This is a genomic window from Flavobacterium sp. LPB0248, assembly GCF_013388355.1.
In the GTDB taxonomy this organism is placed as follows: domain Bacteria; phylum Bacteroidota; class Bacteroidia; order Flavobacteriales; family Flavobacteriaceae; genus Flavobacterium.
In genome coordinates, this window is record NZ_CP058246.1 from 1,345,074 (window position 1) to 1,371,599 (window position 26,526).

Consider the following 26,526-nt stretch of genomic DNA (forward strand, 5'->3'; position numbering starts at 1 on the left):
CGAAAACTAAGAGTAAATATTTCTTGGTAAAATTTAAAACCTCAATAATAATATTGAGGTTTTTTTATGCTTTATACTTAGAGCTAAAGAAACATCATATAAAAAACACGACTTCAAAATTACCTCAGTAAGACGATAATTTCATCCAGATAATTCTTCCATCCTAACTAAGAAAAAATTCACTATTTTTAAACTAATCTTCATTCTGTGTATTATGACCGATAAATCACAACTTTTAAGTTCCATTTTTAGGCATCTCGACGGATTAGTTACTGCTCCTGTGGCCATGGCATTCAAAAACAAATCTGTTTTAGAATTTATATTAAACAAAGAAAAGCTCAAATTATCTGAGATCACCTCTGCTTTTAAAGCCAATGAAGGTTATCTGAACGTAGGTTTACGGGTTGTGGCTTCTCAGGGTTTTCTAGATTATGAAGTCGATAACAAAACACAGGAAATCACAATTTCAATGAATGAAAAAACAGAAATAGCTTTTTCATTATTTTATCTCTACGAAGATGTTGTGAATTTGCTTCAGTTGTCGATTCGGTTTCATCCTCGTTTGTTTGAAGATGTTCCTTTTGAAAAACTCAATATTATTTTTGAAAAATATAAAAAGCGATACGGAATTGAACCTTCAAAAGATCCACTGAAAAACAGTATTCAGGAACAGATTTTAAAGCATATCGAAGGTTATCTCATCGGACCAACAATAGTTCGTCTTGCAATGAACGGAATGTTTCATAAATATTTTATGGAAATTTCTTTTAGACCCGAAGAATTTCATAAATCGCCCGAAAATTTTAAAAAAATATTAGATTTTTTTGTTCACCTAGGTTGGTTTCTAGAAAAAAATGGCAATTATCAGTTTACCGAAACAGGTTTGTTCTTTGCTAAAAGAGCCAGTGCTTATGGCGTTACAGTTTCTTATCTGCCAACTTTTGCCAAAATCGAAGAATTGATTTTTGGCGATCCAAATGTTTTAAGAACTGCCGAAGGTGAAAACGAACTTCATGTAGATCGCGAAATGAACGTTTGGGGAAGCGGTGGCGCTCACGACACTTACTTTAAAGTAGTCGATGAAATTCTGATCAAGCTTTTTAATCTTCCTATTGAAGAACAGCCAAAAGGAATTCTAGATATGGGATGCGGAAATGGCGCTTTTCTACAGCATATTTTCGAGGTAATCGACAGACAAACTTTACGTGGAAAAATGCTTGATGAATATCCGTTATTTTTGGTTGGAGTAGATTACAATCAAACCGCGTTGAAAGTAACTCGAGCCAATCTGATCAATGCAGATATTTGGGCAAAAGTAATTTGGGGAGATATTGGCCGTCCCGATTTACTGGCTGAAGATCTGAAAGAAAACTATAATATTGATTTGAAAGATCTTCTAAATGTGAGGACTTTTTTAGACCACAACAGAATCTGGCAAGATCCTAAACATATTAATCCAAACAGAGTCAGTACCTCAACTGGTGCATTTGCTTACAGAGGAAAAAGAATTAGCAATAATCTTGTTGAAGACAATCTTTTAGAACATTTACAAAAGTGGTCACCGTATGTACATAAATTTGGTTTACTTCTAATTGAACTTCACACAATAAGTCCGAAACTTACTACCCATAATTTAGGTCGAACTCCAGCAACAGCTTATGATGCCACACATGGTTTTTCGGATCAATATATTGTTGAAATTGATGTTTTTAATGCAATTGCTGCAGAAGCTGGATTATTTCCGGATAAATCAATTTTTAAACGATTTCCAGATGCCGATACGGCAACAGTTAGCATTAATTTGTTGAAAGGAAAACAAATAAAATGTAACGTTTAAAATTAGCCGAAATAATATATTTCGCCCCGCTGGGGCTCCTTCTTAAACCGTAATTCTTTTTCTATAAATATTTCGTCCCGCTGGGACTTTTTCAAAACACTTTCAAGCTCTGGAAGAGCAAAATATTTATAGTTAAGATTCAAAACACAAAATAAAAAGCTCCAGAGGAGCGACATATTTCTATAATTAAAAAAGGAGCTCCCTTTTAAAAAGCTCCTTTAATTTGAATTTATTTAAAAAATCATTTTCCTCCAATCAACTCCATAATGTTGTTATAAATCGCTGTATTCTGATAAACTCCCATGAATTTTTCAGAACCTGGTCCGTAGGTAAAAACAGGAACTGGAATTGCTGTATGATCGTTTGTACTGAAACTTCCGTGAACGTAACCTTTTTCAATGCTTCCGTCAATTAATGATAATCCGCCCGTTTCGTGATCTGCCGTTACGATTAACAAAGTTTCCGGATTTTTATCTACAAATTCCATTGCTTGGCCAACCAATTTGTCAAAATCAAGCATTTCTCTCACAACATATTCTACATTATTCTGGTGTCCGCCGTAATCAATTTGAGCGCCTTCGGCCATAATAAAGAACGGATTTTTTGTTTTCGAAAAAGTGCTTGTCGCTTTCGCTAAAGATTTTGTTAGAAAATCTCCTCTCCCATTTTTCATAGAAACAACGGCTGCATCTTCTAAAACAACAAATTTGCTGTTTTTAATGGTATCTAAAGTCGAGAATTTATCTGAGAAAGTATATCCTTTTTCGATTAAAGTTTTAGACAAATCTTTACCGTCTTTTCTGGAAATAAATTCTTTCTGCCCTCCTCCAATTAAAATATCTGAGGAATTCGAAAGAAAATCGTTCGCAATTGGTTCGCTAAAACTTCTTTCTGGCTGATGCGCATAAAATGCAGCTGGAGTTGCATCTGTAATATTTCCAGCAGAAATAATGGCCGTTTTATAGTTTTTCTTTGCCAATTGTTCTGCAATGGTTTGAAGCAGTCCCCCTTGTTCATCGACACTTATAAAACGGTTATTGGTTTTATGTCCCGTTGCCATTGCTGTTGCTCCTGCCGCAGAATCTGTAATATAACTATCTGAAGCTTTTGTAATCGAGAATCCTTGAGTTGGAATATTGAACAAACTCAATTGGCCTTTGTTTGCCGTATAACCAGAATAAATTTGCGCTAATCCCATTCCGTCTCCAATTAAGAGAATAACGTTTTTTGGGCGTTTATTCTTGAAAACATTTTTAGGAACATAAGCTTGGTGAAATTCTGTATTCTGGTAAAATGTCGTTTTAATGTTATTTATAAATTGAGTTAGTTCGTCTACTTTATCCGTTCCTATAAAATCAACTTTTAAATTCATTAAAGTCATATACGTATTCACGTTATCTTGCGTAGCCCAGAATCTCACTTTTTTGTTTTGATCGTGGACTTTTTTGATAATTGCCTGAATTTTTTCAGAATCTGGCTGCGTCAAAACACCTTTTCCGTTCCAAACTGTGATTTCATGCAAGTCTTCGCTAATCATTTCAACTCTCGCCAATTGATCTGAAGTATAATTTTCATTCAATCTTCCATCAAAATAAATAAAATCTGGATATTCTCTCCAAAGTGACGGCAAAGGTCTGTTTCCAGAAATAACCACTTTTATGTTTTTATTCGAAATAATATCTGGAAAAGTTTTTAATTGTTGTGTAATTGCTTTTAGAGTCGAATCGGCATCAGACTTAATATCAATCATTAAAATCAATGGTTTATTACTCGGATACGCTTTTCCTTCCAACGTTTTTAATTTGTTAGAAAGCGGTTCCAAATACATACTCTTTAGCGTATTGTGAGAAGCAATTTCTTTAGAAGTGTGTGCCACAAACAATTCATTATTTACTAAAAAAACATCGGCTTCTATAACGCCCGTTTCGTTAGAATAAGCTCCATAAAATGGCAACTTACTTTCGTAATCGTTATGAGAATGAATATTTGAAGAACTGTATTCTTGCGCTTGAACGAACAAGCAAAATTGAAGGCAAAAAAGGGTGATTATTTTTTTCATCGAAAATGATTTTTATTCTTTTAAAGCTGTAGGCAACTTTATTAGAATTTGGTTTATGCTATTTATTTTTTAACACATAGAAACATAGCTTTTCTTTATGCATAAAGGCGTTTCACTTGTCTAAATACACATAGTAAAAAGTAATCTTGTCATTTCGACGGAGGAGACTCGAGCTATAGCGAACAGACGAAGCAAATCTTCGTAAGTAACTAGACAAAGATTGTGTGAATGCGTACAACTTGCTATTCCTCGGAATGACAAGCTTTGCTTTTTTACAACTGCAGTCTCCTGACCAAGACTGCAGTGTAAAAAACTAAAAAAACACAATGAAATTACGTATTACCAGCCTTGGTTTTGAGTCAAAGCTCCTTTGCTTACTGCGATTTCATCTGGCGGTATTGGCCAAACATGATGAATTGCAGGATTGAAATTACGAGCAGGATAAATAACACTTCCGTTATAATGGTGCAATGGTTTCGCGTACGTTTCTTTTGCATCTCCCCAACGCACTAAATCAAAATGGCGGTCTGTCCACTCCCCTGCCAACTCACATCTTCTTTCTCTTTTTAAATCGACCATTGTAGCTCCAGAAATATCTGTAAGACCTGCACGGTGACGAATCATATTGATTTCTGTATCTGCATTTTGCCCTTTCATTAATTTCGCTTCCGCTAACATCAAAATCACATCAGCATAACGTAAAAGAGGAACATTTAAAGCTGTTGAAGGCTTGTCTCCATTCGCATTTACATAACGAATATCTACTCCGCCCGATGTTGTTTTTGGATAACTGAATGGCTCCATATATTTTTTAAATTGATAACCAGTTCTATTACTTGAACTTACTACGTGATTTCCTTCATTAAAAGTTACGGTCTCTCCGAAGTAAACAAATTTGTCTCCTTTTTGTAAAATCGTAGCACTACGTCTTTTGTCGTTTGGCACATAGGTATCAAATAATTCTTTTGTCGGATAGAAATTTCCCCAACCATTGTAAACTCCCCAACCTTTATCTTCTAAACAAACTCCAGGAAAAATAGAACCTAAAGAAGTATTCTCAGCACTTGAAGTTACAGACCAGATATATTCTGAAGACCAGTTGTTGCTAATTTTAAATACATCTTCAAAATTGTCTAATAACTTGTGTTTTCCGCTAGCCACGATCATGTTTGCATATTTGATGGCATTGTCCCAATCTTTTGCATACAAGTAGGTACGAACCAAATAAGCCCAAGCGGCAGTTTTGTGTGCGCGTCCGTAATTGTCTGGTGTAAGCTGATCAAAATAAGGCAACAAATCTGCTGCTTTGATTAAATCTGCAGCAATGTAAGCGTAGTTTTCGGCTACATTTTTGGCGCGAGGCACATAAACATTTGTTGGATTTTCTCTGTCCTGAATCGGAATTCCTGCACGATCGTCTCCATAATGGTATGCTAATTCTAAATGCATAACAGCATGATTAAAATAAGCTTCTCCCAACATTCCATTTTTTGTTTTGTCATCCAATGCAATATTTGGAATATTACGAATCACATCATTACAGCGTTTCATAATTTCGTAGTGAATTCTCCAGATATCTTTAGTATCCGATTCTGATCCGTCTACAATAAAATTTTTAATTCTTTCTGCATTTTGTCTTGGTTTAGTCCCAATATCATCGCTGGCATTATTCAGCCAAAAGAAACCACGACCGTACATATTATCATCAGAATATAAAGCGTAAATTGCATTTACTCCTGCTTTTGCATCTGCTGGTGTTTTCCAGAAATTCCCGCTCGAAGGAGCTCCTTGCGGCACAACATCAAGTTCGCTTTCGCAAGCCGAAGTGCTTACCAAAAGCACAAAACTCAATAATAAAAGACTTATTTTTTTCATTTTAATTGTTTTTTATTTTTTAAAAAGTTGCGTTAACACCTGTCATGTAAATACGAGAAAGCGGATAACGTCCTAAATCCATACCGAAGTTTTTAAGTCCAACTTCAGGATCCATTCCAGAATAATTAGTAATCGTAAATAAGTTTTGTCCCGAAATAAAGAATCTCAGTTTCGCTTTTCCGTTCAACCAGCTTTCTTTAACGGTATAACCAATCGAAACGTTTTTCAATCTTAAGAAAGAAGCATCTTCAATAAACAAATCAGAAATACGTCCGAAGTTGTTATTGTTATCTGTTGAGGAAAGAACAGGAACATTAGTATTGGTGTTTGTTGGAGACCAAGCTTCTTTAGATTCAGACAATAAATTGTAACCTGGGAAAGAAGCATTTAAACCTGTATGTTTTACCGCATTGAAAACGCTGTTTCCTGCAGCTCCGTTAAAAAAGATGTTCATATCAAATCCTTTGTATCTGAAATTGGCATTCAAACTATACGTTGTTTTTGGAAAAGGACTTCCTAACACTACTCTATCGCTATTGTTGATTACGCCGTCTCCATTTTCATCTTTAAATTTAATATCTCCAGCAACCGCGTTTGGCTGATACATTACACCATCTTTGTTTACATACGCTTTCACCTCATCATTACTTTGGAATAATCCGTTTGTCTGATATCCGTAGAATGCTCCAACTGGACTTCCAACCTGATAAATATTAGCTAATGGCAAACTACGAACTCTGCTTAAACCAAGTGGTTCTAATGAATTCAAATCGTCTTTAATAGAAACAATTCTATTGCTTAAAAATCCAGCGTTTGCCGTAACATCAAATTTAAATTCTCCGCGAGTTTTTTGGTACGTTAAACTCACCTCAATTCCTTTATTTTCAACATCTCCTGAGTTTACAATTCTTCCTTGTGGTGTTCCAGAAACTCCTGGCAATTGGTCACGAACCAACATATCTTTGTTTTTCTTTACATAAGCATCAACAGATCCAACCAAGCTATTATTTAGCATCGTGAAGTCTAAACCAATATTAGTCTGCTCAGAACTTTCCCATTTTAAATTCGGGTTTGACAATTCGCTTTCAGCATAACCATAATTAATTGATGGCACTGCTCCAATTAAAGCCTGAGTTTGTACCAAAGGCACACTAAATTGATATGGCCCAAGGTTTCCTAAGTTTCCAATTTGTCCCCAGCTTGCACGAAGTTTTAAGTTGCTGATGATTGGCTCGATACCTTTCATGAAATTTTCTTCAGAAATTAACCAACCTGCAGAAACAGAAGGATACACTTTCCATCGATTATTTTCTAATAATTTTGAAGTTCCGTCACGACGAACAATTCCAGAGATTAAATATTTCTGACTGAAATCGTAATTAATTCTCCCTACATAAGAAGAAATAATTTCATCTGATCTTCCTGCTGCGGTCTGCTGAATTAATTTTGCATTTAATAAATAACGCTGTGATGGATCTTCGTTGTCAAAACCAGTTCCTTCAATGGTATAAAAGTCTCTTTTTGTTTCTTGATACGTATATCCAGCCAAAGCTTTCAGATTATGTTTTCCGAATGATTTCTCATAAGAAATAGTCTGCTCGCTCAATAAATCTGTAGTAGTTATATTTTTTAGCGTCAATCTGTTGAAATCGAAGATTTTCCCTGGCTCTGTAACTTTTACTGTAAAATCTGACGCATTATCTTGAATTCTAGTGTAACCCCAGTTCGATTTCACTTTTAATCCTGGAACAATTTCCCATTCTGCGTACGGATTAATCAAAATTGTTGAAATAGGATTTTTATTGTCTAATCTTTTCAAATACGCTACCGGATTGATAACGTCTCCATAAGAACCAATATATTTTTCTGGAACACCGCCAAACTGACCTGAACCATCTTCTCTATAAATTGTTGCATTTGGCGGATACAAAATTGCTGCTTGAATTGCTCCTGTATACGAACTTGAAGTATTGGCAGTCTGTCCATCTGTTAATGAGTATGAAATATTTTCTCCAATTGTGAAATTATCTGCCAATTTGAAAGAAGAATTTGCTCTTACCGTATAACGTTCTCCATACGTATTTAGCAAAATACCTTCGTTTTTTCTATAACTTCCAGAAAGAAAGAAATTAGATTTTTCTGTTTTTCCGTTAACAGAAAGCGACAAATCTTGAATTTCTCCTGTACGGAAAATTTCATCCATCCAGTTGGTTTTTGTTGTTCTAGCTGTTGGTTCAAATGCAGGATCAAAAGCAGGAATTCTTGGCAAACCAGCATTATCTCTTGCTAAATTCATAGCATCAGCATATTCTGCAGCGTTTAAAACTTGTAATTTTTTTGCAACATTCTGAAAACCTCCTTGGTAGTTTACATTCACATTAATTTTATCTGAAACCCCTTTTTTAGAAGTAATTAAAATTACCCCTCCAGAAGCTCTTGCACCATAAATTGCTGCAGAAGCCGCATCTTTTAAAACGTTTATCGATGCAATATCATTTGGATTTATAGTATTTAAAGAACCACTGTAAATAATTCCGTCTAAAACGATTAAAGGCGTTTCAGCGTTTAAAGATCCAATACCACGAATGTTGATTGTTGGAGCCGCAGTCGGATCACCACCATCATTAATTACCGTAACTCCGGCAACCGTTCCTTGCAACAATTCGGCTGCATTGTTGTATGTTCTGCTTGAAGTTTCCTTCATAGAAACAGAACCAACCGCTCCTAAAACTTCATTTTTTTTCACACTTCCGTAACCCATAACTACAACTTCTTGAAGCTGTTTTACGTCGGCTGCTAATTTTACCGTGATGTTTTGCGAACTAGTAACTTTTACTTCTTGTGTTAGATAACCCACGTAAGAAAAAACAAGTGTCGCTTCTGAAGCATTTACTTCTAATTTGAATGTTCCGTCAAAATCTGTTGCTGTTGCTGCGTCTGAACCTTTATCTTTAATTCCAACTCCTGGTAAAGGCATATTATCATCTCCGCCAAAAACAGTTCCCGAAACCATAATTTTATTCTGATCGGCAGAAGCAACTTTCTGATTTTTCTTGATTACAATGTTGTTGCTCACAATCTCATATCTAAGAGCATTTCCGCAAATTTTATCCAGCGCCTGCTCTAATGTTACGTTATTCAGTTTTAAACTTAATTTCTGATTGGCATTTACTTGGCTGCTTTCGTACATAAAATGCACATCAACCTGATTTTCAATTTTTTGAAATATATTTTTTATACTCTCATTATCAACTTTTAAAGTCACTCTTTTGTTAATGTCAACATTCCCAGCTTTTACTGTTAGTGCGGCAAAAAACAAAGTCATAAATAGGAATAATTTTGTCCCTATTGTCCTTATGCTGGCATACCGCATTTGCTTTTCATTCATAGTTTTTAGATTTAGTGTAATTGTTTTGTTTATAGTTTGCTACGTAGTTTTATTTTTGTTGTTTAAAGAATTATTCGATTTTGTAAACCCCAGAATCTATTTTGTATTGGGCATTAACGATATTGCACACCAATCCAATTACCTGATCGGCAGGTAGTTCTTTAAAATAAGCACTAATCTTTAAATCGTTTAAACTCTTGTTTTTGACTTCAATCGCTACATTATAATTACGATTGATTGTGGCTACAACTTCAGAAAGAGGTGTTTCTTCAAAAACCATAATATTTTTTCGCCATAGCGAAATGGTATTCAACGGAACATCTTTAAAAGCTTGAAGCTTGTTGTTTTGCGATTTAAAAACCACTTTCTGTCCTGGAGTTACATATACATTCTCGTCTGTTACAGTCGATTTCACGTTTACTCTTCCGGTTGCAACCGAAACTTCTTGCGTCGTTTGATCTGGATACGCTTGAACATTAAAACTGGTTCCGAGAACTTTGGTATCCATTTTATTGGTATGAATAATAAAAGGATGTTTTTTGTCTTTGGCTACATCAAAAAAAGCTTCTCCGCTTAAATACACTTCTCTGGTATCGCCTTTAAATTCTTTTGGATATTTAAGTACACTTCCTGCATTTAGCCAGATTTTTGTTCCATCACTTAATTTTATCTGAGCATGTTCGCCTAGTTTTACTGTAAATTGCTTGTTTTCAACAGTATTTGATATTGAGTAAAAAAACACTGATAATCCGGCTAGGAAAACCAAAGAAGCCGCAACAGCCCAGTTTTTGTATGAAAGAGAAATAACTTTATTCGTATTCTTTATTTGTCTTAATTCTTTTTTCAGTTTTGAGCGGTCAGATTGAACCACTTCCATATTATCAAAAAAATCATCAGTACGATCGTACCATTTGTTCCACATTTCTTGTCCTTTCGGAGAGTACTTTCCTTCTAAAAAATTTTTGATTTCGTTATTTGAATTTTCAGGCATTATAATTTCTTTATGTCTTTAATAGTATGTCTTGGGAATTGTAATTTTAGGTAGGCGCAAAAGGTTACGCTTCTGTTAAGAAAAAAGCTGTATTCTTAATCTGAAGTTTACTTTTAATTGAATTCGCCCAAATGCGTACGCATAAATTTGAGCGCATACGTAATATGGTATTTTACGGTTTCGATTGAAACATTCAATTCTTCGGCAATTTCTTTATTGGTGTAATGTTTTACACGGCTAAGAATAAAAACCTCTTTTGATTTTTTAGGAAGTAACGATGCCGCTTCGTCAACCGCTTTTTTCAATTCATCATAATAGATAAAATCTTCAATAGCATTATAACTGGTTTGCGAAGCAGTATTTTTATCTAGAACCTCCTGAATGTATTGATCGGTAACTTCGTGCGATTTGATGTAATCTAAAGTCATGTAGCGAACCGAAGTGTAGATGTACGCCGCAAAACTTTTCTGGATCACAATTGTTTTGCGTCTTTCCCATATAGAGGTAAAAACTTCTTGCACAATTTCTTCTGAAACAGCAATCGATTTCATTCGGAGATATACAAACCGAACAAGCAGATCTCGATATCTAAAATAAAGTTCATCAAAAGCTTTATCCTTGCCCGATTTTAATAATTCAACAAGTTCTTCGTCTGTAAACTTTTTATACATGATACATTATTTTGGTATGAATAATCAAATCAAAAGTGTAAGTCAAAACACTTTTTCTGATTTCCTCTTGATAATGATCGTGCTGTTTAAAAAATGGCATATATAAAGTATTGGTTTCTTCTTATATGTCTCCAAAATTAAAGCTGAGGGTAGGTCGATTAGGTTACGTTTACATTAATAAAACCACTCAAAAGCGAAACATATTATTAACATTTGAAGTCAAAAGCAAACTGAAAAATAAGTGTTTGTACTGTTTCGCGTAAAAAATGAAATACTTTGTTTGGTATAACAATCTTTCTCCTATAAAAAGCAGAATTGAGTGAAAAAAGCGCTTAACAAATAATTAATGGGAATGCATTAAAATGAGTTTATTCTTTTCAAAATTTCATTCTCAAAAAATAAAAAAATCAAATTTAGTTGACAAAAGCAACTAATTTTATATATTTGTACCTCAACAATACATTATTACAAATCATGAATACTACAACTTCAAAAATTAGAAGTTTTAACCGATTCTATACTTCTCACTTAGATATTTTAAGCCAGCATTATCTGGAAAGTGATTATTCATTGACTGAAGTACGTATTCTGTACGAAATCAGCGAAAGCAAAACTATTACGGCACAAAACATTACTGAAATCCTTAATCTCGATAAAGGATATGTTAGCCGAATTTTAAAGCGTTTTTTAAAAGAAAATCTTATTTCAAAAATTGCTTCTGTAGATGATAAACGTGCTTTTAACATTGAGCTTAGCGATTCAGGAAAAGCATTGTTACATTCGTTAAATAAAAAAGTAGATCAGCAGATTGAAGATAAAATCGAAAATCTGAATTTCTTCGAAAAAGAGAATCTGATTAATTCGATGCATACGGTAAAAAACTTATTGTCTGAAAATAAACCGCTTCGAAGTGATATTACATATCGTCATGAAATTAATCCTGGTGATATTGGCTATATTATTTATCTACATGGATTTATTTATGGTAATGAATCGAATTTTTCTAATGAATTTGAAAAGTATGTGATCAAGACTTTTTATCATTTCTTAGAAAATTATTCGCCAGAAAAGGATCGTATTTGGATGGCGGAATATAATAACAAAATTGTTGGCTGTATTGCTATTCAGCATCAGCCAGAAAATGAAGCGCAATTAAGATGGTTTCTTCTTGATCCATCTTTTAGAGGACTTGGAATCGGTAAAAAATTATTGACTGATGCAGTAGATTTCTGTAAAGAGCAAAAATTCAAAAATGTATTTCTGCTAACAACTAGTATGCAAGATAAAGCGCTTGAAATGTATAAAATGGCTGGTTTTGAACTTACTGAATCAACAGAAGTAAATCAATGGGGAAAAACATTTCGTGATGAACGTTACGATCTTAAACTGAGATAATTCCTTTTCAGTCTCAATTTTAATATTTTCTAAAAAGAAAAGTCAGATTAGTTTATTTAATCTGACTTTTCTTTTTATTGTTTTAAAACCGGAATTGATTTCAAATCTTCTATTTATGATACGTATTTCATTTCTTCTTCGATAAATTCTAGAATTGGCTCTTTCATATCGTGATAAAAAAGCACTTTCCAGTTTTCATCTTTTGCCTGCTGTTCCCATTTTTTACGAGATTCTCTAGCACGTTTTCCGTCAAAGTCGGTTTTGTAGGCAACATGCATTGACCAATATATTTTTTGCGGTAAATCGTCGGCTCCATAAAAAACAATTTCGTCATCGGCTTTGATCCAAAAAACTTGGTGAAATTGGGTATGTCCAGCAGAAACTTCATAGAAAATTTCATCGGTAATTTGTCCGCTGTCAGCATTTAATAATTCCACATTTGGAAGTTTTTCGAGCTGATTCAATATTTCAGGAACGTAAGACGGATTATTGATTTGTTCTAAAGCAAAATCTATTTCACGTTTTTGAATATAAATCGTTGCGTTTGGAAAATTCTGAACCAGATTTCCGTTTTCAAAATAACCAATTCCTTCAATATGATCTTTATGCAAATGCGAAACCAAAACTTTTGTTATCTGTTGAGGTTCGATATTGTTTTTTCGTAAAATTTCATAAATAAAAGGAACGCCATTATTGACAAATCCTAATCCGAAATCTAATAAAACAACATCATTATCGGTGATAATCACAAAAGGCTGAATGGCCATTTTTAAACCTGAATCGTTTGATCCGTCTGACAAAAGTTTAAATTCTTTTTTAGAATTGGCAACATAATTTCCTTCTTGTAATGCTATAATTTCCATTTTGTTTCTGCTTTAATTTTGCAACATGACAAAGTTCTTAAGAATTTCTATATTTGTAAAACCTTATTTTTCGATAAAATCAATCGATAAAACCGATTTAGAAATGGAACTCCGACAGCTAAAATATTTCCTCAAAGCAAAAGAATTACTGAATTTTACCGAAGCGGCTTCGGCACTTTACATTAGTCAAAGCACATTATCGCAGCAAATTAAACAACTGGAAGACGAATTGCAGGTTCCGCTTTTTAACCGAATCGGGAAAAGAATTACGCTTACCGAAGCTGGAGATCTGTTTGCCGTTTATGCCCAACAATCTGTCAACAAAGCTTCTGACGGATTGGAATTACTAAAAGACTTAAATAATCTGGAAACGGGAAAAGTAGCAATTGGCGTAACGTATGCATTACGTCATGTGGTGACAAAAGCTTTAATTTTGTTTAGTTCGGAATATCCTAAAATTCAATTCGAAATTGTGTTTGGAACTTCGCAGGAATTAATTCAGAAATTGAATCATTTTGAACTTGATGTAATTCTGACTTTTGAAGAAATTGCTGCCGAAGCGCATTTTAAATATCTCGAATTGTTTACTTCGCCAATGGCTTTGGTTACAGCATCAGAGACGCCTTTAACTTATAAAAAAAGTATTTCTCTAGATGAGGCAAGTTCTTTGCCTCTTGCACTTCCGTCGAGTGGTTTCAGCACAACACAATTTATCAATAAAGCTTTTGAAAAAAGTAATTTACACCCAAATGTCACGATTGAAATAAACGATATTCCGACATTACTAGAATTGATTAAAACAGGAAAATGGCATACTATTTTGACTAAAACCACTATTGAAAACGAGAAAGATTTGTACGCCATTCCAATTCAAGGCAAAAATATGACACGAACTGCGATGCTTATTTCTTTGAAGGAAGTATATGAGAAAAAAGCGGTTACGGCTTTTTTGAAAATGCTCGTAGAAAATTTAAATGTTAATTAAAAATTTTCTTTGAGATATTCGAAGAGTTTGTCATTCCGAGGAACGAGGAATCACACAAGTAACACCGCCAAGCGATTCGCCAATCTTTGGCGATTATCGAGTGTGATTCCTCGTTCCTCGGAATGACAAAAACTGCTATAAAATGAATAAAATCTACTTCAACTCTGCTTCAAAAGGCGAAGCTGGTAAGTCTTCTTTATTGTATAAATTAGCTTCAGAAGGGTTATCTGCCCAAGCGTAACAAACTTTTACAGGATTTGCAACCGAGTCATTCCAAACTACGATTTTGTCACCTTCAATAATCGCTTTTGCCCATACAAACTTTCCGTCAGTTCCCGCGATAGCGAATTCTTTTAATTCATTTTCTTTTTTAATCATGAAGCCAGATCCAACATTCGAAAAACTTAAAACCAATTTGTTTCCATTTTGTTTCATCGATTGAAAAAGCGGACCTGAAGCTGTTACGTTTTTATCACCATAAACCAACTTCTTTGCCTGAAGCGCTAATCTTCTTCCGACATCATATTTATTTAATGGATGAATATCGTTCCATTCGCCTAAATCTATGGTTATGGCTAATCCTGTGTTCGGAACTTTCAACGTATTTAACTGCTGCTGTCTCAAAGCTGCCCAACTGCTTTCTGAAGGCTCTGTTTTTGGATCCATAAAATTTGGAAGCTGCACTAGTAAAAAGGGTAAATTTTCCTGTTTCCATTGTGCTCGCCAATTTGTTATTAGAGTTTCCATCAAAGGTCCATATTCCAAAGGCTTTTTGGTATTGGCTTCGCCTTGATACCATAAAACGCCTTTTATTGGGTAATTTTTCAAAGGTGCAATCATCGCATTGTAAAGTCCAACCGGTTTCCAGCGCACGAAAGTTTGTCCAGGAAGCGGTTCCATTTTTGAACCTAATTTGTATTTCCAATTTCCTTTTAAGTCAATTGTATTATCACCAATAATCAGTTCATAAGGTTTATCGGTTACAAAACCTCCTCTGCCCGAGTTATTAATGATGCGAACTGTAATCTCGTTTTTACCTTCTTTTAAAACATTTGCATTAAAAGAATAAATTCTTGGCGGATATTGATATGAAGTTGTTCCAACAAAATTTCCGTTTACAAAAACTGAATCGGCATCTACAATTCTTCCTAGAATCAATTTTGCCTGATTTTCTTTTACTTTTTCCAGAACAAAATCTTTTTTAAACCAAACCGAACCGTTTGTTTTTCCAAGTTCTCCATCGGCCCAATAACCTGGAATGTTCATTACTTTCCAATCTGAAGTTTCAACAGAATTCCTCCATTTCTCTTTCAGTCCAAGATCGGTTTCATTCAGTTTTTTATACCATTCTGAACTTACTTTTCGGTCATTTTCGTCGATTTGTTTTTCGAGTTTTCCGTCTTTAAATTTTAAATATTCTTCATAATACTCGGGAAATTTTTTAATGCTTTCTTCGCTAATCCAAGATTCTGCTGGAGAACCGCCCAAAGCGCTATTGATTAACCCAATTGGAATTTTATACTTTTCGTATATTTCTAAAGCAAAGAAATAGCCAACTCCAGTAAACTGTAAAACGTTTACAGGATTTGCTTCGACCCAAGAACCAGATGAAAAATCGTTTCTTTCTTTTTCGAAATAATATTCATCGGGAACCAAAAATTGTCTAATGTTTGAATTTTCAGATTTTGCGATTGCTTCTTTGTATTTGTCTTTTAAGCGATCCATCGGCAATTCCATATTCGATTGGCCAGAACACAACCAAACATCACCAAAAAGGATATTTTTCAAGACAATTGTGTTGGACGCTTTTAAAGTCATTTCGAAAGGTCCGCCTGCTTTTTGAGATGGAAGCTGAATCGACCATTTTCCGTCTTGAGCCGTTGTGGTTTTATATGTTTTACGATTAAATTCGATTTCGACTTTTTCGTTTGGCGACGCCCAACCCCAAATATTAACTTTTGTATCGCGCTGCAATATCATTCCGTCGCTTATCAATCGCGGAAGTTTTATTTGCGCATTGATGCTAAAAGTTATTAGAAATGCTAATATTATTTTTTTCATTATAATCTGTTTTATTTTTTTTAGCCACGAATTCACGAATTTTTCTAATTCTTATCTTTGTGTTTTAATTATCTTCAATTACACAAATTAATTTGTATAATTGAATTACTCTACAGACAAAGATTTAAAAAAAAATTCGTGAATTCGCGGCGAAAAAAACCTATTCATAAGTATATAATTTTATTTTTTGAATTTCGTAATCTCCAACTGATATTCTTAAATGTCTGCCTTGATGGGTTTGATCTCCGTTAAAATGTCTGATGGTTTTCCATTTTTCATTTTCAAACTTGCCTTGATCGGTTTTTAAAATTCCAGCATTTACATTTCCTTTTAATGGTTTAAAAGTAACTACAATTCCTGATCCTGAAATGTAAAATTCATCTTTGGCAATTTCTATAATAATCGCACTAGACATTGGCCAAGTTTCAGCTTTTGCTCCATCAGACCAATTTAAGGTATAATCATGTTTGAAAGTGAATTCGTAATCGCCCATTTTAATGATTTGCGTATTGTTTTCTTTGTCTAACAAAACACCGTCAATTTTCCCTTGTCCTTTATTGGCTTCAATTGTTGGGGTTAACTGTTGCACTAAATCATATATTTTTCCTAAAGGTTCTTTTTTGGCATCGGCAACAGATTCTATAGAAAATGGTGAAAACCCAATCGCCTCATAATGTCCGATAGCATATAAACCTTTAAAAGGCGCGGTTTCATCAAAACGATGCTCTGGAATAAATAACGGATCACCTTGACGGGTAAATAAATCGTTCCATTGTTTAAACGACGGATTATAAAAATCTGGCGCTAAAAAATCGATCGCATTTCCAGCCGCTTTCCACACATCCATAATATGTGGCAAAGGTCCAGCGCTTGGGTATTGTCCCGGTTTTTTTTCTGGTGCATTTAGAGCCGCGTTTACAAACATCGGAATCGGATAAATATCTTTTCCTGCTTTGGCGATTATGTTAGTGAATTTTGAGAAATACCAAGCCATAAAAATTTCATCGGTATGAAGTCCTTTTCCAAAAACTTCTTCCCAGTTTCCTTTTGTTTTGTATCCGTTTTTCTTCCAGATTTCTGAAAATTCGGGAACGAGTTTTTCTTTGTTTTTTTGAAGGTATTGCAACAATTCTTTTGGAACTTCTTTTTTGAAAGCTTCATTTGCTAAAGGATGATAATCACGTGCAGTTGGCAGCATTCCGATTTCATTCTCAACCTGAATCATGATTACGGTTTGTTCTTTTTGATCGAAATCTTTAACGTGAGCCATCAATTTTTTGAAAGCATTTAAATCGGCTTGAAGATTGTTTTCGCTAAAAGGCGTTAAGATCTCATGACTTTTGTTGCTATCGTCTTTAACTCTAGGATATTTTTTTTGATTGAGTTTTATCCATGCTGGAGCATGGCTTGACATACTGTTTTTCCAAGATCCGAACCACAGAAAAACAAGTTTTAAATTCTCTTTTCTTGCACGAAGAATTAAATCATCTACTAACTGAAAATCAAATTTACCTTCTTCTGGTTCTATCAATTCCCAATAAACAGGCGTAAGAACGATGTTGAGGTTCATGTCTACCAATTTTGGCCAAATGGTTTCCATGCTTTCCATACTTGTGGCAGAAGAGTTTCCAAGTTCTCCTCCACGAATCAAAAATGATTTTTCGTTTACAATTAATTGTGTTTTGTTTCCTTTTTTCTGAAGATGGGGTATGTTTTGACAAAAACCAGACTGGATCGTCAGTAAAGCCATCAGAAGGAAGCTGTTTTTTATAAAAAAACTGATTCGATTTGTTTTATGAGTAAAAGCCATTTCGATTTGTTTTTTGCTCGTATAGATCTTGAGCTGTAAGATTAAGAAAATAAATAATCCATAGTACAAACCATTTTTACAGATTTGCACTATGGATAATTACTAATTAAATATTTAAGGTTTTACTAATTCTCCTGAGAAACCTAAACTCACATCTTTTCCTGCAAGTCCGTCTGCTGCGCCTTTGTAGGCATGTTTACGAACATAATTTGCATCCCAAAGATTTGGAGATTCGTTTGGAAGCCAGTATTCGTGTTCTTTAGAATTGTCTGAAACTCCCCAAATTGTAATTCCATACTGTTGTGCCGCGGGAATATATTTTTTGTACATATCAATAACATATTGATACATTTCTGCTTGAGATGCTTGTTGCGCAACTGTTGGCGTAGCTGTACCTAATCTTACGTCTAATTCAGAAATTTTAATTAGTTTTCCTGACGCTGCCAGTTTTTGGAACATCTGAGCAATTTTGTCTTTGTCTGTTGTTAATCCAATATGCATCTGCGTTCCAATTCCGTCTACTTGAGCGCCTTGGCTTTCAATATATTTTACATATTCGATTATTCCATCACATTTGTCTAATCTAGATTCTAGGTTATAATCGTTTATGAAAAGTTTATCGCTTGTATTTCCGTATTGGCGTGCTAGTTTGAATGCTTTTACAGCGTAGTCTTTTCCTAGATATTTTACCCAAGAAAAATAGTCTGTTGCAGTATCGCCTTCGCTTCCATCTCTAAGTGTTCCGTCTTCTTTCATTGGTTCGTTTACTACATCCCAAGAGAAAACGCTTGTTTTGTAGTGTGTCATCATTTTAGAAATCCAATCGGTCATGGCATCGCTAATAATTTTGGTTTTCTCAGCATCTGTTTTTTCAATTGTAATTGGAGCTGTTGGCACATTGCCCGTAGATGATCCATCAGATACTAAAACATTGTCGATATAATAGGTTCCTGCGGTTCCTCCTAAATCAAAACCAAAACCTGTCTCACCACCTTTTGCTGTAATTTTCCATTCAATCTGTTTCCATGTCGTCGTCGTTGCTTGATCTGTCTGATAACTTGCTACTCCTGATGGTGTTGTTGAACATCTTACAGAACCATTAGCTTCAGAACGAATCATATAAGAAATGGTGTAATTTTTTCCTGCTACCAATGCAGAAGTAAAAGTGGTCTGAATTTGAGTTTTCCATTGGTTTGAAGCATCAGATGTAGCGTTTACTACTTTCATTGATCCACTTCCTTCATAAACATTTGAAGCTCCTGTTCCTGCACTTAAAGCATCTGTTGCTCCATTGGCTTTACTCCAGCCTGTAATACCTGAATTAAAATTTCCGTTGGCAATTAGATTTACTGGTCCTGCAGAAGCATCAAGATCTACAACTGCAAGTGTATTAACATCAATAAGATAGGTTACATTTGGAATAGGTCCTAAATCAAAACTTAATTTTAAGCTATTACTTCCAACTGCAAAATCACTGGCATTTAATTTAAATTTAATTTGTTTCCATTGCGAAGTGGTAGCAAATGCTTCTGCTGTACTTGTACCATCCCAATTAATCCAAGGATAAGCATTTTTAAGCCCAGCAAAAGAAATACGCCCTTTACCAGTCTTATCTGATTTGATGTAGAAAGAAACTTCGTAGTTATGGTCCGTCACAACAGATACCGCAGGAGATGTTAATTGCAGATCCCAATAATTGGTTGACGATGTTGAGGAAATCAATTGAACAGCTTTAGAATTTGCGGCTAAACCGGCGTTATCAACAACTGTAATTCCCTGACCTTGATTTCCTTTTGACCAGTTTGTAAATGAACCGCTTTTTAAACCTGCAATATCCAAAACATTTGTTCCGCTTGAACCTGGAATCACTGTTGGGGCAATAATACCGTTTAGATAACTTGCATTTTGGTTGGAATGCCAAACTAAAGTGTGTCCAAAAACTTTTAATCCCGCGCTTTTTGTTGCAGCGATAAAAGCATCTACATTGGCAAAATCAATTTCTCCTTTGGCATTTACCATCGCTCCATGCTTCATTTCGTAACCTGGTGTAACTTCATCAAAGTTTTCGTTTACAATTTTTCTATAAACTGGGTCACTCATGTATAAACTGATTCCGATTCCGTTTCCTAATGAAAAATCCGAATAGTTTTTTAATGGTTCGTAACGGCTTATTTTCTCTACTAAAGCCAGCGGAAGCTCAGCTCCAGTTACTTCGCCATGTTCTGGGTCTTTTCCCCACTCCATCAAGTTGTCATCGCAAGAAGCGAATAACAACAATGATGAAGCAATTACAGGTAATATCTTTATATATTTCATTTTGGTCATTTTTTAGTTAGGGAAATCATTATAAACTGGTGCGTCTAATGGCACAATTCTCCAGTTGTCTGTGTACACTTTTACAGAAGTTGCTTTTGAAGGAAATTCTTCTTCACTTGTGTTTCCTAGTACATCTTTCATTTTTACATCCAAATTTTCGAACCAAATACCAAAGTTCTGAAATGTTGCGGCTTCACGATAAGCTAAAACAGTTTCAAATGTTGAGGCTTCTTTAGACCATTGATAAAACTTGTTTAAAGGAATAGTAATCGTTACCCATCCTGTAGTCTGGAAAGCGACAGATTTTCCATCAACTAACCAAGGAATATAATTATACACTCCTCCAGACCATGCTCCTGCGTTGAAATTATTAATTGTACATATTTTTAAATATCCTGAATCTTTCCATGCATCTGGCACATAGATATCAAACTGAAATGCTACTTTATCCAACGGTGTGGTTGCAGGAATAAAAGGAGTAAATTGAGCTCTCCAGTTATCAACACCTGTTCCTCCTGTCCAAACTTCTGTTGCTCTTCCTGTAGCTGCCGCAATTGAAGTAAGACGAGATGGACGATGAGGTACGTATTTACCTTGAGAAAGATTTCCTGCGCCAATTGAAGCCGATTCCAAATCAGTTCCTAAAATCATACCGGTTGCTGGTGGTGTTCCCCAGAAACTATGTTGTCCTCTTCCGTCAAAATCTAAAATAATAGCTCTTTTACAGTTAAAGTACGCTGGAGAATATACTCCTCCATTTGATCCTTGTACGAATATTGAACCTCCATTATCCGAAACTCCATTTGGAACCACAACTGTAAATGATTCTCCTTCTTCATCTGAAACAATTCCAGTTGTAACCTCAACATTGCCCGGGAAAACTACTTTGCTTACTTCCGTTAAGCCACTTCCATAAACTGTAATTTTTTCTCCTGCATTAGGCATTGTATTTGAAATTCTCGTAATTTCTGGTCTCCCTGCTCTAATTTCAAAAGGAAAAGTAAATTCGCTATTGTCATTTACAAATCGAATTGTATTTCGCACTGACGGATCTGCATCTAAAATCGGGGTATCTGCAGAAACGCTTACCAGCATCGAATTATTAGAAACAAAAACTACATTAAAGTAAGTTGAATATCCGTTTATATAAACTTTCTTCAATCCTGAAAATCCAGAACCTTCTATACGCAATAGCTGTCCTAAACGGGCAAAAGTTACTTCTCTGTCTGGCACAGATGAATTTACGTCTTCTAAAAACACTTTTGTAATTGTAATTGTGCTTCCTTCTGAATCGTTGTTGTCGCAAGAAGTAAACAGCATACCGAAAACCATCATGCTTAACAGTGCAATTGGTGCCCAATATTTTTTAGTTAAAATATATTTCATATTTATGTCTTTTAGTTTTTTATTTCTGAAACTAGAATAAGTCTTTTATTTTCTCTTCTGTAAATTGATACGGAACTGGATTTTCTCTCAATAACGGATTCTGAACCAATTCAGATTCTGGATATGGAAGTGTGAAAATTGTTGCATCGATTACACCAATTGCTCTCGGACTTGTTGCTTTTGAAGCGTCAACCGTAACTGTATTTGTTGCTGTGTCGTACAAAATTGGAGTTACTGTTCCTCTGTTTTGTCCTGTTATATAATTGATTACTTCTTGTTGTTTGTAGTAAGCTCTTCTAACTAAGTCGTACCAATATTGTCCTTCCATACACAATTCAACTCTTCTTTCGTGAATAATATCAGCATAAGTCAATATTGTTTTTGGATCTAAACCTGCACGTGTGCGAAGTCTATTTACAACCGAAATCGCTGTTGCATCTGCAGTTGAAGCATTGTTTCCTAAAGCTGCTTCTGCATAGTTCAGATATACTTCTGCTAGACGTAACATGTACGTATTTAAAGCAGAATTCATACGGGTAATTTTAGAATTATCTTTGGTAGAACCTACAACACCTTTTTTAATCGTTAAGAAATCAGCACTGTGATCTACAGTATAACCGCCGTTTGCTTTATTGATTTCGGCATAATGGTCATTATCTCCCATAAAAGTTGCTCTACGGCGAAGATCTTTTGATTCATATTCTTGTAAAACATTATAAGAAGCTCTTGTCCAATATCCCCAAGCTGCATCGTCTCCTGTAATATCAGAACCTAATGCAAAATAGGCTTGCTGGGTATTGTTTACTCCATAATCTCCATTAGGAACCCATTGAAGCGCAAACATCGATTCTGTATTATTGTTATTGTCAATCATGAATAAATCTTCATAATTTGCCATTAAACTGTAAGGCCCAGAACTCATTACTTTTTCTGCTGCTTTTTTAGCTAAATCTAGATATTCCTGATTGCGCGTTCCGCTGTTTGGATTGTCGCTAACTCCCGAAAACGATAAGTAAACACGAGACAACATTCCGTATGCACTATATTTTGTTAAACGTCCAGCTTGTCCTGCTGTTTCTGGGAGATATTTGGCCGCAAATTCTAAATCACGCATAGAAAATTCGTAAACATCTTTCATTGGATTTTTGTTTACAATTGGATTTTTTACCAATTCGCTCGGATCTGTTGAAATGATAACATCTCCCCATAACGAAGCCAAATACCAATATGCCGTTCCTCTCATAAAACGAGCTTCGGCAATATATTTGTTTTTAACAGTTGCGTTCATCGAACTTCCAGAAATTCCAATAATCACATTATTAGATTGCTGAATCACATTATACAAAGATGCCCAAGCCGAAACCAAAGGTCCTGTTAATCCCGTTTCTGTTAAATCTGTAAACGGATAAACGTAATCTGAGAAAGGTGCGTACATGTTTGCGGCACGTCCATCTCCTAATCCGTAATAGAATTTATCATTAAAATCGAACCAAACTTTGTTGTATAAAGGTCCTGTTGCGGCCTGAAAATCAGATTCCGTTTTATAAAAATTCTCTTTTGTAATTACATCATTTGGTTCAACGTCTAAAATGTCGCTGCAACTCGTCCAAACAAATGGCAATGCAATAATTAAAGCCGTGTAAAATATTTTCTTTGTTTTCATTGTGCGGTTTTTAGAAATTAACAGTTAATCCAAGTGTAGTTACCATAGGCGAAGGATAACGTCCGTTATCGATACCATTTAAAAGCTGGTTTTGATACATTGCACCTACTTCAGGATCATATCCTTTATATTTAGTAAAGGTTAAAACATTCTGCATGTTTGAATATACTTTGATGTTTGAAATTCCGTATTTAGAATACAAATCCTTTGGAAGATTATAACCAATCGAAATATTTTTAAGTCTTACATAAGATCCATCTTCTACAAATCTGTTGCTTAAACGATAATTTGAAGCTGAAGCCGCAGATGAAGCCGCGATTCTAGGCATGTAAGGATCTCCGCCAACAATTTGAACGTTACGATAATCGTTTGGTCCATTCGGATCGATTAATTCTAATTGTGCGTATCCCAAAGCTGATTTCAACAAGTTAGTATTCTCACGAGGATTTTCTAACCAACGTCTTTGGTAGTTTAAAACATCGTTTCCGTAAGAACCTGTGAATAAAATGCTCACATCAAATCCTTTGAATGAGAAACTATTATTGAAACCGAAAGTGAAATCTGGGTTAGGATTTCCAATATATCCAGCATCTTTTTCGTTGATTACACCATCTTTATTTACATCTTCAAACATGTAATCTCCAATCCAAACTCCATTTTCTCCAATTGCCATTCCTTCTGGCAATGCGGTTGGTTTTACCACTCCATTAGCATCTTTATAATAAAAATCTGTTGCTTTTTCAAAACGTCCAATTACTTTATAACCGTAAAATTGTCCTAATGGCTGTCCAACTGCAGTACGAGTAACCACTGTTACATCAGAACCTTGCTGCAATGTCTGGTCATAGACACCCGATTCTGAATTTAATTTCAATACTTTAAATCTGTTCATAGAGATATTGAAATTTGATTTCCAAAGAAAATCTTTTCTCTGCATGTTTATGGTGTTTATCGTAAACTCGAAACCTTTGTTTTCAAGAGATCCGATATTAGCAAAAGGCGGTGATGTAGCTCCCTGACCCGTTGTACCTACATAAGCAGGAAGTGATAATCTTAGTAATAAATCATCTGTTCTTTTATAGTAAACATCTGTTGTAATCTCAATTCTATTGTCTAGAAGTCCGATGTCTAAACCAATATTAGTCTGGTTTGATTTTTCCCATTTAAGGTCTGGATTTGCTGTATTAGTTGCAATTTGTCCGCTTCCCCAATTGGTTGCAGAAGTTCCATAAACAGAAGTATAAGCATTATTTGGTACGCTTGAATTACCTGTTACTCCCCATCCTGCACGTAATTTCAGATTACTAATAGTTTGATTGTCTTTTAAAAATGATTCGTTTGAAACTTTCCATGCTAAAGAAGCAGATGGAAACCAATCCCATTTATTGCCTTCAGCAAATTGCGAAGATCCATCTCTTCTGATTGTCCCTGTTAGGATATATCTATCATCAAATGTATACGTTGCTCTTGCAAAATAAGAACTAAGCGATTTTGTAGAACTTGCATTTGAATTTCTAGCCGTTGTTGGATCTCCAGCGTTTAAATCTGTAGCTCCGTTTGTTAAATAACCTGAACGGTAACCATAAAGATTTTCCCAGTTTTGCTCTTGAAACTCTTGGGCTACTAATGCATTAACATTATGTTTCCCAAACATTTTATTATAAGTCAAAGTGTTAGTCCAAATCCAGTTTTCGCTAGTAGATTTTGTTCTTGATCCTTCTCTAACTTCATTTGATAATGCTCCAAAAGTATATGATGGATTAAAAGTATATCTATTCCCGAAACCATAATCTATAGAATACTGGGTTTTAAGTTTTAAATCTTTTGTAAAACCAATTTCTGCATACACATTTCCTCTAATTCCATAGTCTTTTCCATGATTGTCTTTCAGCATTGCAATTCCCAATGGATTTGTCTGAACAAATTCTGTTGTATCTGGTCCGTCAAAAGTTCCATCAGCATTTCGAGCTGCTACGTTTGGTGTCTGTTTTAAAGCGGTTAAAATTACCGAATCATCATTAACTGTAGTTACCTGATTGGTTTTGTAAGCATTTAAGTTTACTCCAACTTTCATCCATTTTTTTACTTGCGAGTCAACAACTGCACGAATTGTCATACGATCAAAAGAAGAACCAATAATTGTTCCTTCCTGATCAAAGTAAGACATTCCTAATGCATAAGTTGTAGTGTCCGAACCGCCAGAAGCAGATAGATTATAGTTCTGAATTAAACCGGTTTGAAATAATTCGTCTTGCCAGTTTGTTCCTTCTCCCAATAAATCAGGACGAATAAAATAAGGGTCTCTTTGAACGATTCCTAAATCAGCACGAGTATTTTTAAGTGTTCCGTACTCTCTTAAATTAAGCACCTGCAATTCTTTTGGCATTTGCTGCCATCCTACATAAGTGTCAAAATTTAAAGTCAAATCTCCTTTTCTACCCGTTTTGGTAGTCACCATAATTACTCCATTTGCCGCTCTAGAACCATAAATAGCCGTTGCAGACGCATCTTTCAAAATATCGATAGAAGCAATATCATTAGGGTTAATTCCTGAAAGCGGATTTGTATTTAAAGAACCTGAATTACCATCTATAATCACACCATCAATTACATAAATTGGCTCATTAGAACCTGTAATAGAGCTTATACCACGAATACGTACCGAAGAGCTTCCTCCAGGAGTACCGCTATTTTGTTGTATCTGCACCCCTGCCGCACGGCCTTGTAATACCTGATCTATAGTTGTAGAAACAGATTGCGTTACTGCTGCACTAGATATAGAAGAAATAGCTCCTGTTAAATCTGCTCTTTTTGCGGTTCCGTATCCAATAACAACAACTTCTTTTAAGTCATTTAAGTTCTCTTCCAGTACAGCATCAATTTTAGTTTTATTGTTCACTGCAACTTCGTGCGGTTTATATCCAATAAAACTAAAAACCAAAATGCTATTATTGGGAATAGCTTGAAGCGTGTACGTCCCGTCAAAATTTGATACCGTACTTGTTTTGGTTCCTTTTACAATAATATTGACACCTGGTATTGGTCCGCTACCATCAGATACAGTACCTGTAACAGTAATTTGCGCATTTACCGAAGCAGAAAATACCATCATCAGGATTAAGATCCCCAGATTCTTAAAGTATTTAGATCTGCTTTTAGTAATTAAAAAGTTAGTCATAAATAATTGGTTTAATGAGTTAATAGTTGGTTTAGTTAGTTTTCGTTT

The 26,526-nt window shown here is 34.9% G+C and carries 15 protein-coding genes; 3 read left to right on the top strand and 12 right to left on the bottom strand.

Annotated features, from left to right (window positions below; all coding sequences use genetic code 11):
* Nucleotides 1-214 precede the first annotated feature (214 nt).
* The gene (locus LPB248_RS05585) at nucleotides 215-1,837 is read left to right on the top strand and encodes a class I SAM-dependent methyltransferase (protein WP_177210573.1); all 1,623 of its coding nucleotides are present in this window, start codon (nucleotides 215-217) and stop codon (nucleotides 1,835-1,837) included.
* Between the two features lie 241 nt (nucleotides 1,838-2,078).
* On the opposite strand, the gene LPB248_RS05590 is transcribed toward LPB248_RS05585, so the two are convergent.
* The 5 genes from LPB248_RS05590 to LPB248_RS05610 all read right to left on the bottom strand — a co-directional run bounded on the left by LPB248_RS05590 (nucleotide 2,079) and on the right by LPB248_RS05610 (nucleotide 10,821).
* Entirely contained in the window at nucleotides 2,079-3,896 is a 1,818-nt protein-coding gene (locus LPB248_RS05590; RefSeq protein WP_177210574.1) for an alkaline phosphatase, read from the bottom strand.
* A gap of 339 nt (nucleotides 3,897-4,235) precedes the next feature.
* Complete coding sequence (locus LPB248_RS05595) at nucleotides 4,236-5,771, bottom strand: RagB/SusD family nutrient uptake outer membrane protein (RefSeq protein WP_177210575.1); 1,536 nt, start codon at nucleotides 5,769-5,771, stop codon at nucleotides 4,236-4,238.
* Nucleotides 5,772-5,790: 19 nt separating this feature from the next.
* Nucleotides 5,791-9,159, bottom strand: a complete 3,369-nt coding sequence (locus LPB248_RS05600; protein WP_177210576.1) for a TonB-dependent receptor — start codon at nucleotides 9,157-9,159, stop codon at nucleotides 5,791-5,793.
* Nucleotides 9,160-9,229: 70 nt separating this feature from the next.
* Nucleotides 9,230-10,150 carry a FecR family protein gene (locus LPB248_RS05605; protein WP_177210577.1) on the bottom strand — a complete coding sequence of 307 codons (921 nt, stop codon included), beginning with the start codon at nucleotides 10,148-10,150 and terminating at the stop codon, nucleotides 9,230-9,232.
* 113 nt (nucleotides 10,151-10,263) lie between these two features.
* On the bottom strand, nucleotides 10,264-10,821 hold the full coding sequence (locus tag LPB248_RS05610; protein WP_177210578.1) for an RNA polymerase sigma-70 factor: 558 nt from the start codon (nucleotides 10,819-10,821) through the stop codon (nucleotides 10,264-10,266).
* A gap of 474 nt (nucleotides 10,822-11,295) precedes the next feature.
* Here LPB248_RS05610 and LPB248_RS05615 point away from each other — a divergent pair, with 474 nt between their 5' ends.
* A complete protein-coding gene (locus LPB248_RS05615) occupies nucleotides 11,296-12,216 on the top strand; it encodes a bifunctional helix-turn-helix transcriptional regulator/GNAT family N-acetyltransferase (protein WP_177210579.1) in 921 nt (306 codons plus the stop codon).
* 113 nt (nucleotides 12,217-12,329) lie between these two features.
* Here LPB248_RS05615 and LPB248_RS05620 read toward each other — a convergent pair whose 3' ends face one another.
* Nucleotides 12,330-13,079, bottom strand: a complete 750-nt coding sequence (locus LPB248_RS05620; RefSeq protein WP_177210580.1) for an MBL fold metallo-hydrolase — start codon at nucleotides 13,077-13,079, stop codon at nucleotides 12,330-12,332.
* Between the two features lie 25 nt (nucleotides 13,080-13,104).
* On the opposite strand from LPB248_RS05620, the gene LPB248_RS05625 reads away from it, so the two are divergent.
* Nucleotides 13,105-14,064: a LysR substrate-binding domain-containing protein gene (locus LPB248_RS05625; RefSeq protein WP_255463023.1), complete on the top strand. Its 960-nt coding sequence runs from the start codon at nucleotides 13,105-13,107 to the stop codon at nucleotides 14,062-14,064.
* A gap of 153 nt (nucleotides 14,065-14,217) precedes the next feature.
* On the opposite strand, the gene LPB248_RS05630 is transcribed toward LPB248_RS05625, so the two are convergent.
* The 6 genes from LPB248_RS05630 to LPB248_RS05655 all read right to left on the bottom strand — a co-directional run bounded on the left by LPB248_RS05630 (nucleotide 14,218) and on the right by LPB248_RS05655 (nucleotide 26,478).
* Nucleotides 14,218-16,125: a sialate O-acetylesterase gene (locus LPB248_RS05630; RefSeq protein WP_177210581.1), complete on the bottom strand. Its 1,908-nt coding sequence runs from the start codon at nucleotides 16,123-16,125 to the stop codon at nucleotides 14,218-14,220.
* Between the two features lie 160 nt (nucleotides 16,126-16,285).
* Nucleotides 16,286-17,935 (bottom strand): DUF5597 domain-containing protein, encoded by a 1,650-nt coding sequence (locus tag LPB248_RS05635; protein ID WP_177210582.1) that lies wholly within the window; start codon nucleotides 17,933-17,935, stop codon nucleotides 16,286-16,288.
* A 114-nt stretch (nucleotides 17,936-18,049) separates the two neighbouring features.
* Entirely contained in the window at nucleotides 18,050-20,251 is a 2,202-nt protein-coding gene (locus LPB248_RS05640; RefSeq protein ID WP_177210583.1) for an endo-1,4-beta-xylanase, read from the bottom strand.
* A 12-nt stretch (nucleotides 20,252-20,263) separates the two neighbouring features.
* Nucleotides 20,264-21,637, bottom strand: a complete 1,374-nt coding sequence (locus tag LPB248_RS05645) for a glycan-binding surface protein (protein WP_177210584.1) — start codon at nucleotides 21,635-21,637, stop codon at nucleotides 20,264-20,266.
* Between the two features lie 31 nt (nucleotides 21,638-21,668).
* A complete protein-coding gene (locus tag LPB248_RS05650) occupies nucleotides 21,669-23,300 on the bottom strand; it encodes a RagB/SusD family nutrient uptake outer membrane protein (protein WP_177210585.1) in 1,632 nt (543 codons plus the stop codon).
* 10 nt (nucleotides 23,301-23,310) lie between these two features.
* Nucleotides 23,311-26,478, bottom strand: coding sequence for a SusC/RagA family TonB-linked outer membrane protein (locus LPB248_RS05655; protein ID WP_177210586.1), 3,168 nt, complete (start codon nucleotides 26,476-26,478; stop codon nucleotides 23,311-23,313).
* Between the last annotated feature and the right edge of the window lie 48 nt (nucleotides 26,479-26,526).

Excerpts from the sequence above, each read along its gene's own strand:
- LPB248_RS05585 (WP_177210573.1), top strand. The coding sequence starts at position 215 with ATGACCGATAAATCACAACTTTTAAGTTCCATTTTTAGGCATCTCGAC.
- LPB248_RS05590 (WP_177210574.1), bottom strand. The coding sequence starts at position 3,896 with ATGAAAAAAATAATCACCCTTTTTTGCCTTCAATTTTGCTTGTTCGTT.
- LPB248_RS05595 (WP_177210575.1), bottom strand. The coding sequence starts at position 5,771 with ATGAAAAAAATAAGTCTTTTATTATTGAGTTTTGTGCTTTTGGTAAGC.
- LPB248_RS05600 (WP_177210576.1), bottom strand. The coding sequence starts at position 9,159 with ATGAATGAAAAGCAAATGCGGTATGCCAGCATAAGGACAATAGGGACA.
- LPB248_RS05605 (WP_177210577.1), bottom strand. The coding sequence starts at position 10,150 with ATGCCTGAAAATTCAAATAACGAAATCAAAAATTTTTTAGAAGGAAAG.
- LPB248_RS05610 (WP_177210578.1), bottom strand. The coding sequence starts at position 10,821 with ATGTATAAAAAGTTTACAGACGAAGAACTTGTTGAATTATTAAAATCG.
- LPB248_RS05615 (WP_177210579.1), top strand. The coding sequence starts at position 11,296 with ATGAATACTACAACTTCAAAAATTAGAAGTTTTAACCGATTCTATACT.
- LPB248_RS05620 (WP_177210580.1), bottom strand. The coding sequence starts at position 13,079 with ATGGAAATTATAGCATTACAAGAAGGAAATTATGTTGCCAATTCTAAA.
- LPB248_RS05625 (WP_255463023.1), top strand. The coding sequence starts at position 13,105 with ATGACAAAGTTCTTAAGAATTTCTATATTTGTAAAACCTTATTTTTCG.
- LPB248_RS05630 (WP_177210581.1), bottom strand. The coding sequence starts at position 16,125 with ATGAAAAAAATAATATTAGCATTTCTAATAACTTTTAGCATCAATGCG.
- LPB248_RS05635 (WP_177210582.1), bottom strand. The coding sequence starts at position 17,935 with ATGGCTTTTACTCATAAAACAAATCGAATCAGTTTTTTTATAAAAAAC.
- LPB248_RS05640 (WP_177210583.1), bottom strand. The coding sequence starts at position 20,251 with ATGAAATATATAAAGATATTACCTGTAATTGCTTCATCATTGTTGTTA.
- LPB248_RS05645 (WP_177210584.1), bottom strand. The coding sequence starts at position 21,637 with ATGAAATATATTTTAACTAAAAAATATTGGGCACCAATTGCACTGTTA.
- LPB248_RS05650 (WP_177210585.1), bottom strand. The coding sequence starts at position 23,300 with ATGAAAACAAAGAAAATATTTTACACGGCTTTAATTATTGCATTGCCA.
- LPB248_RS05655 (WP_177210586.1), bottom strand. The coding sequence starts at position 26,478 with ATGACTAACTTTTTAATTACTAAAAGCAGATCTAAATACTTTAAGAAT.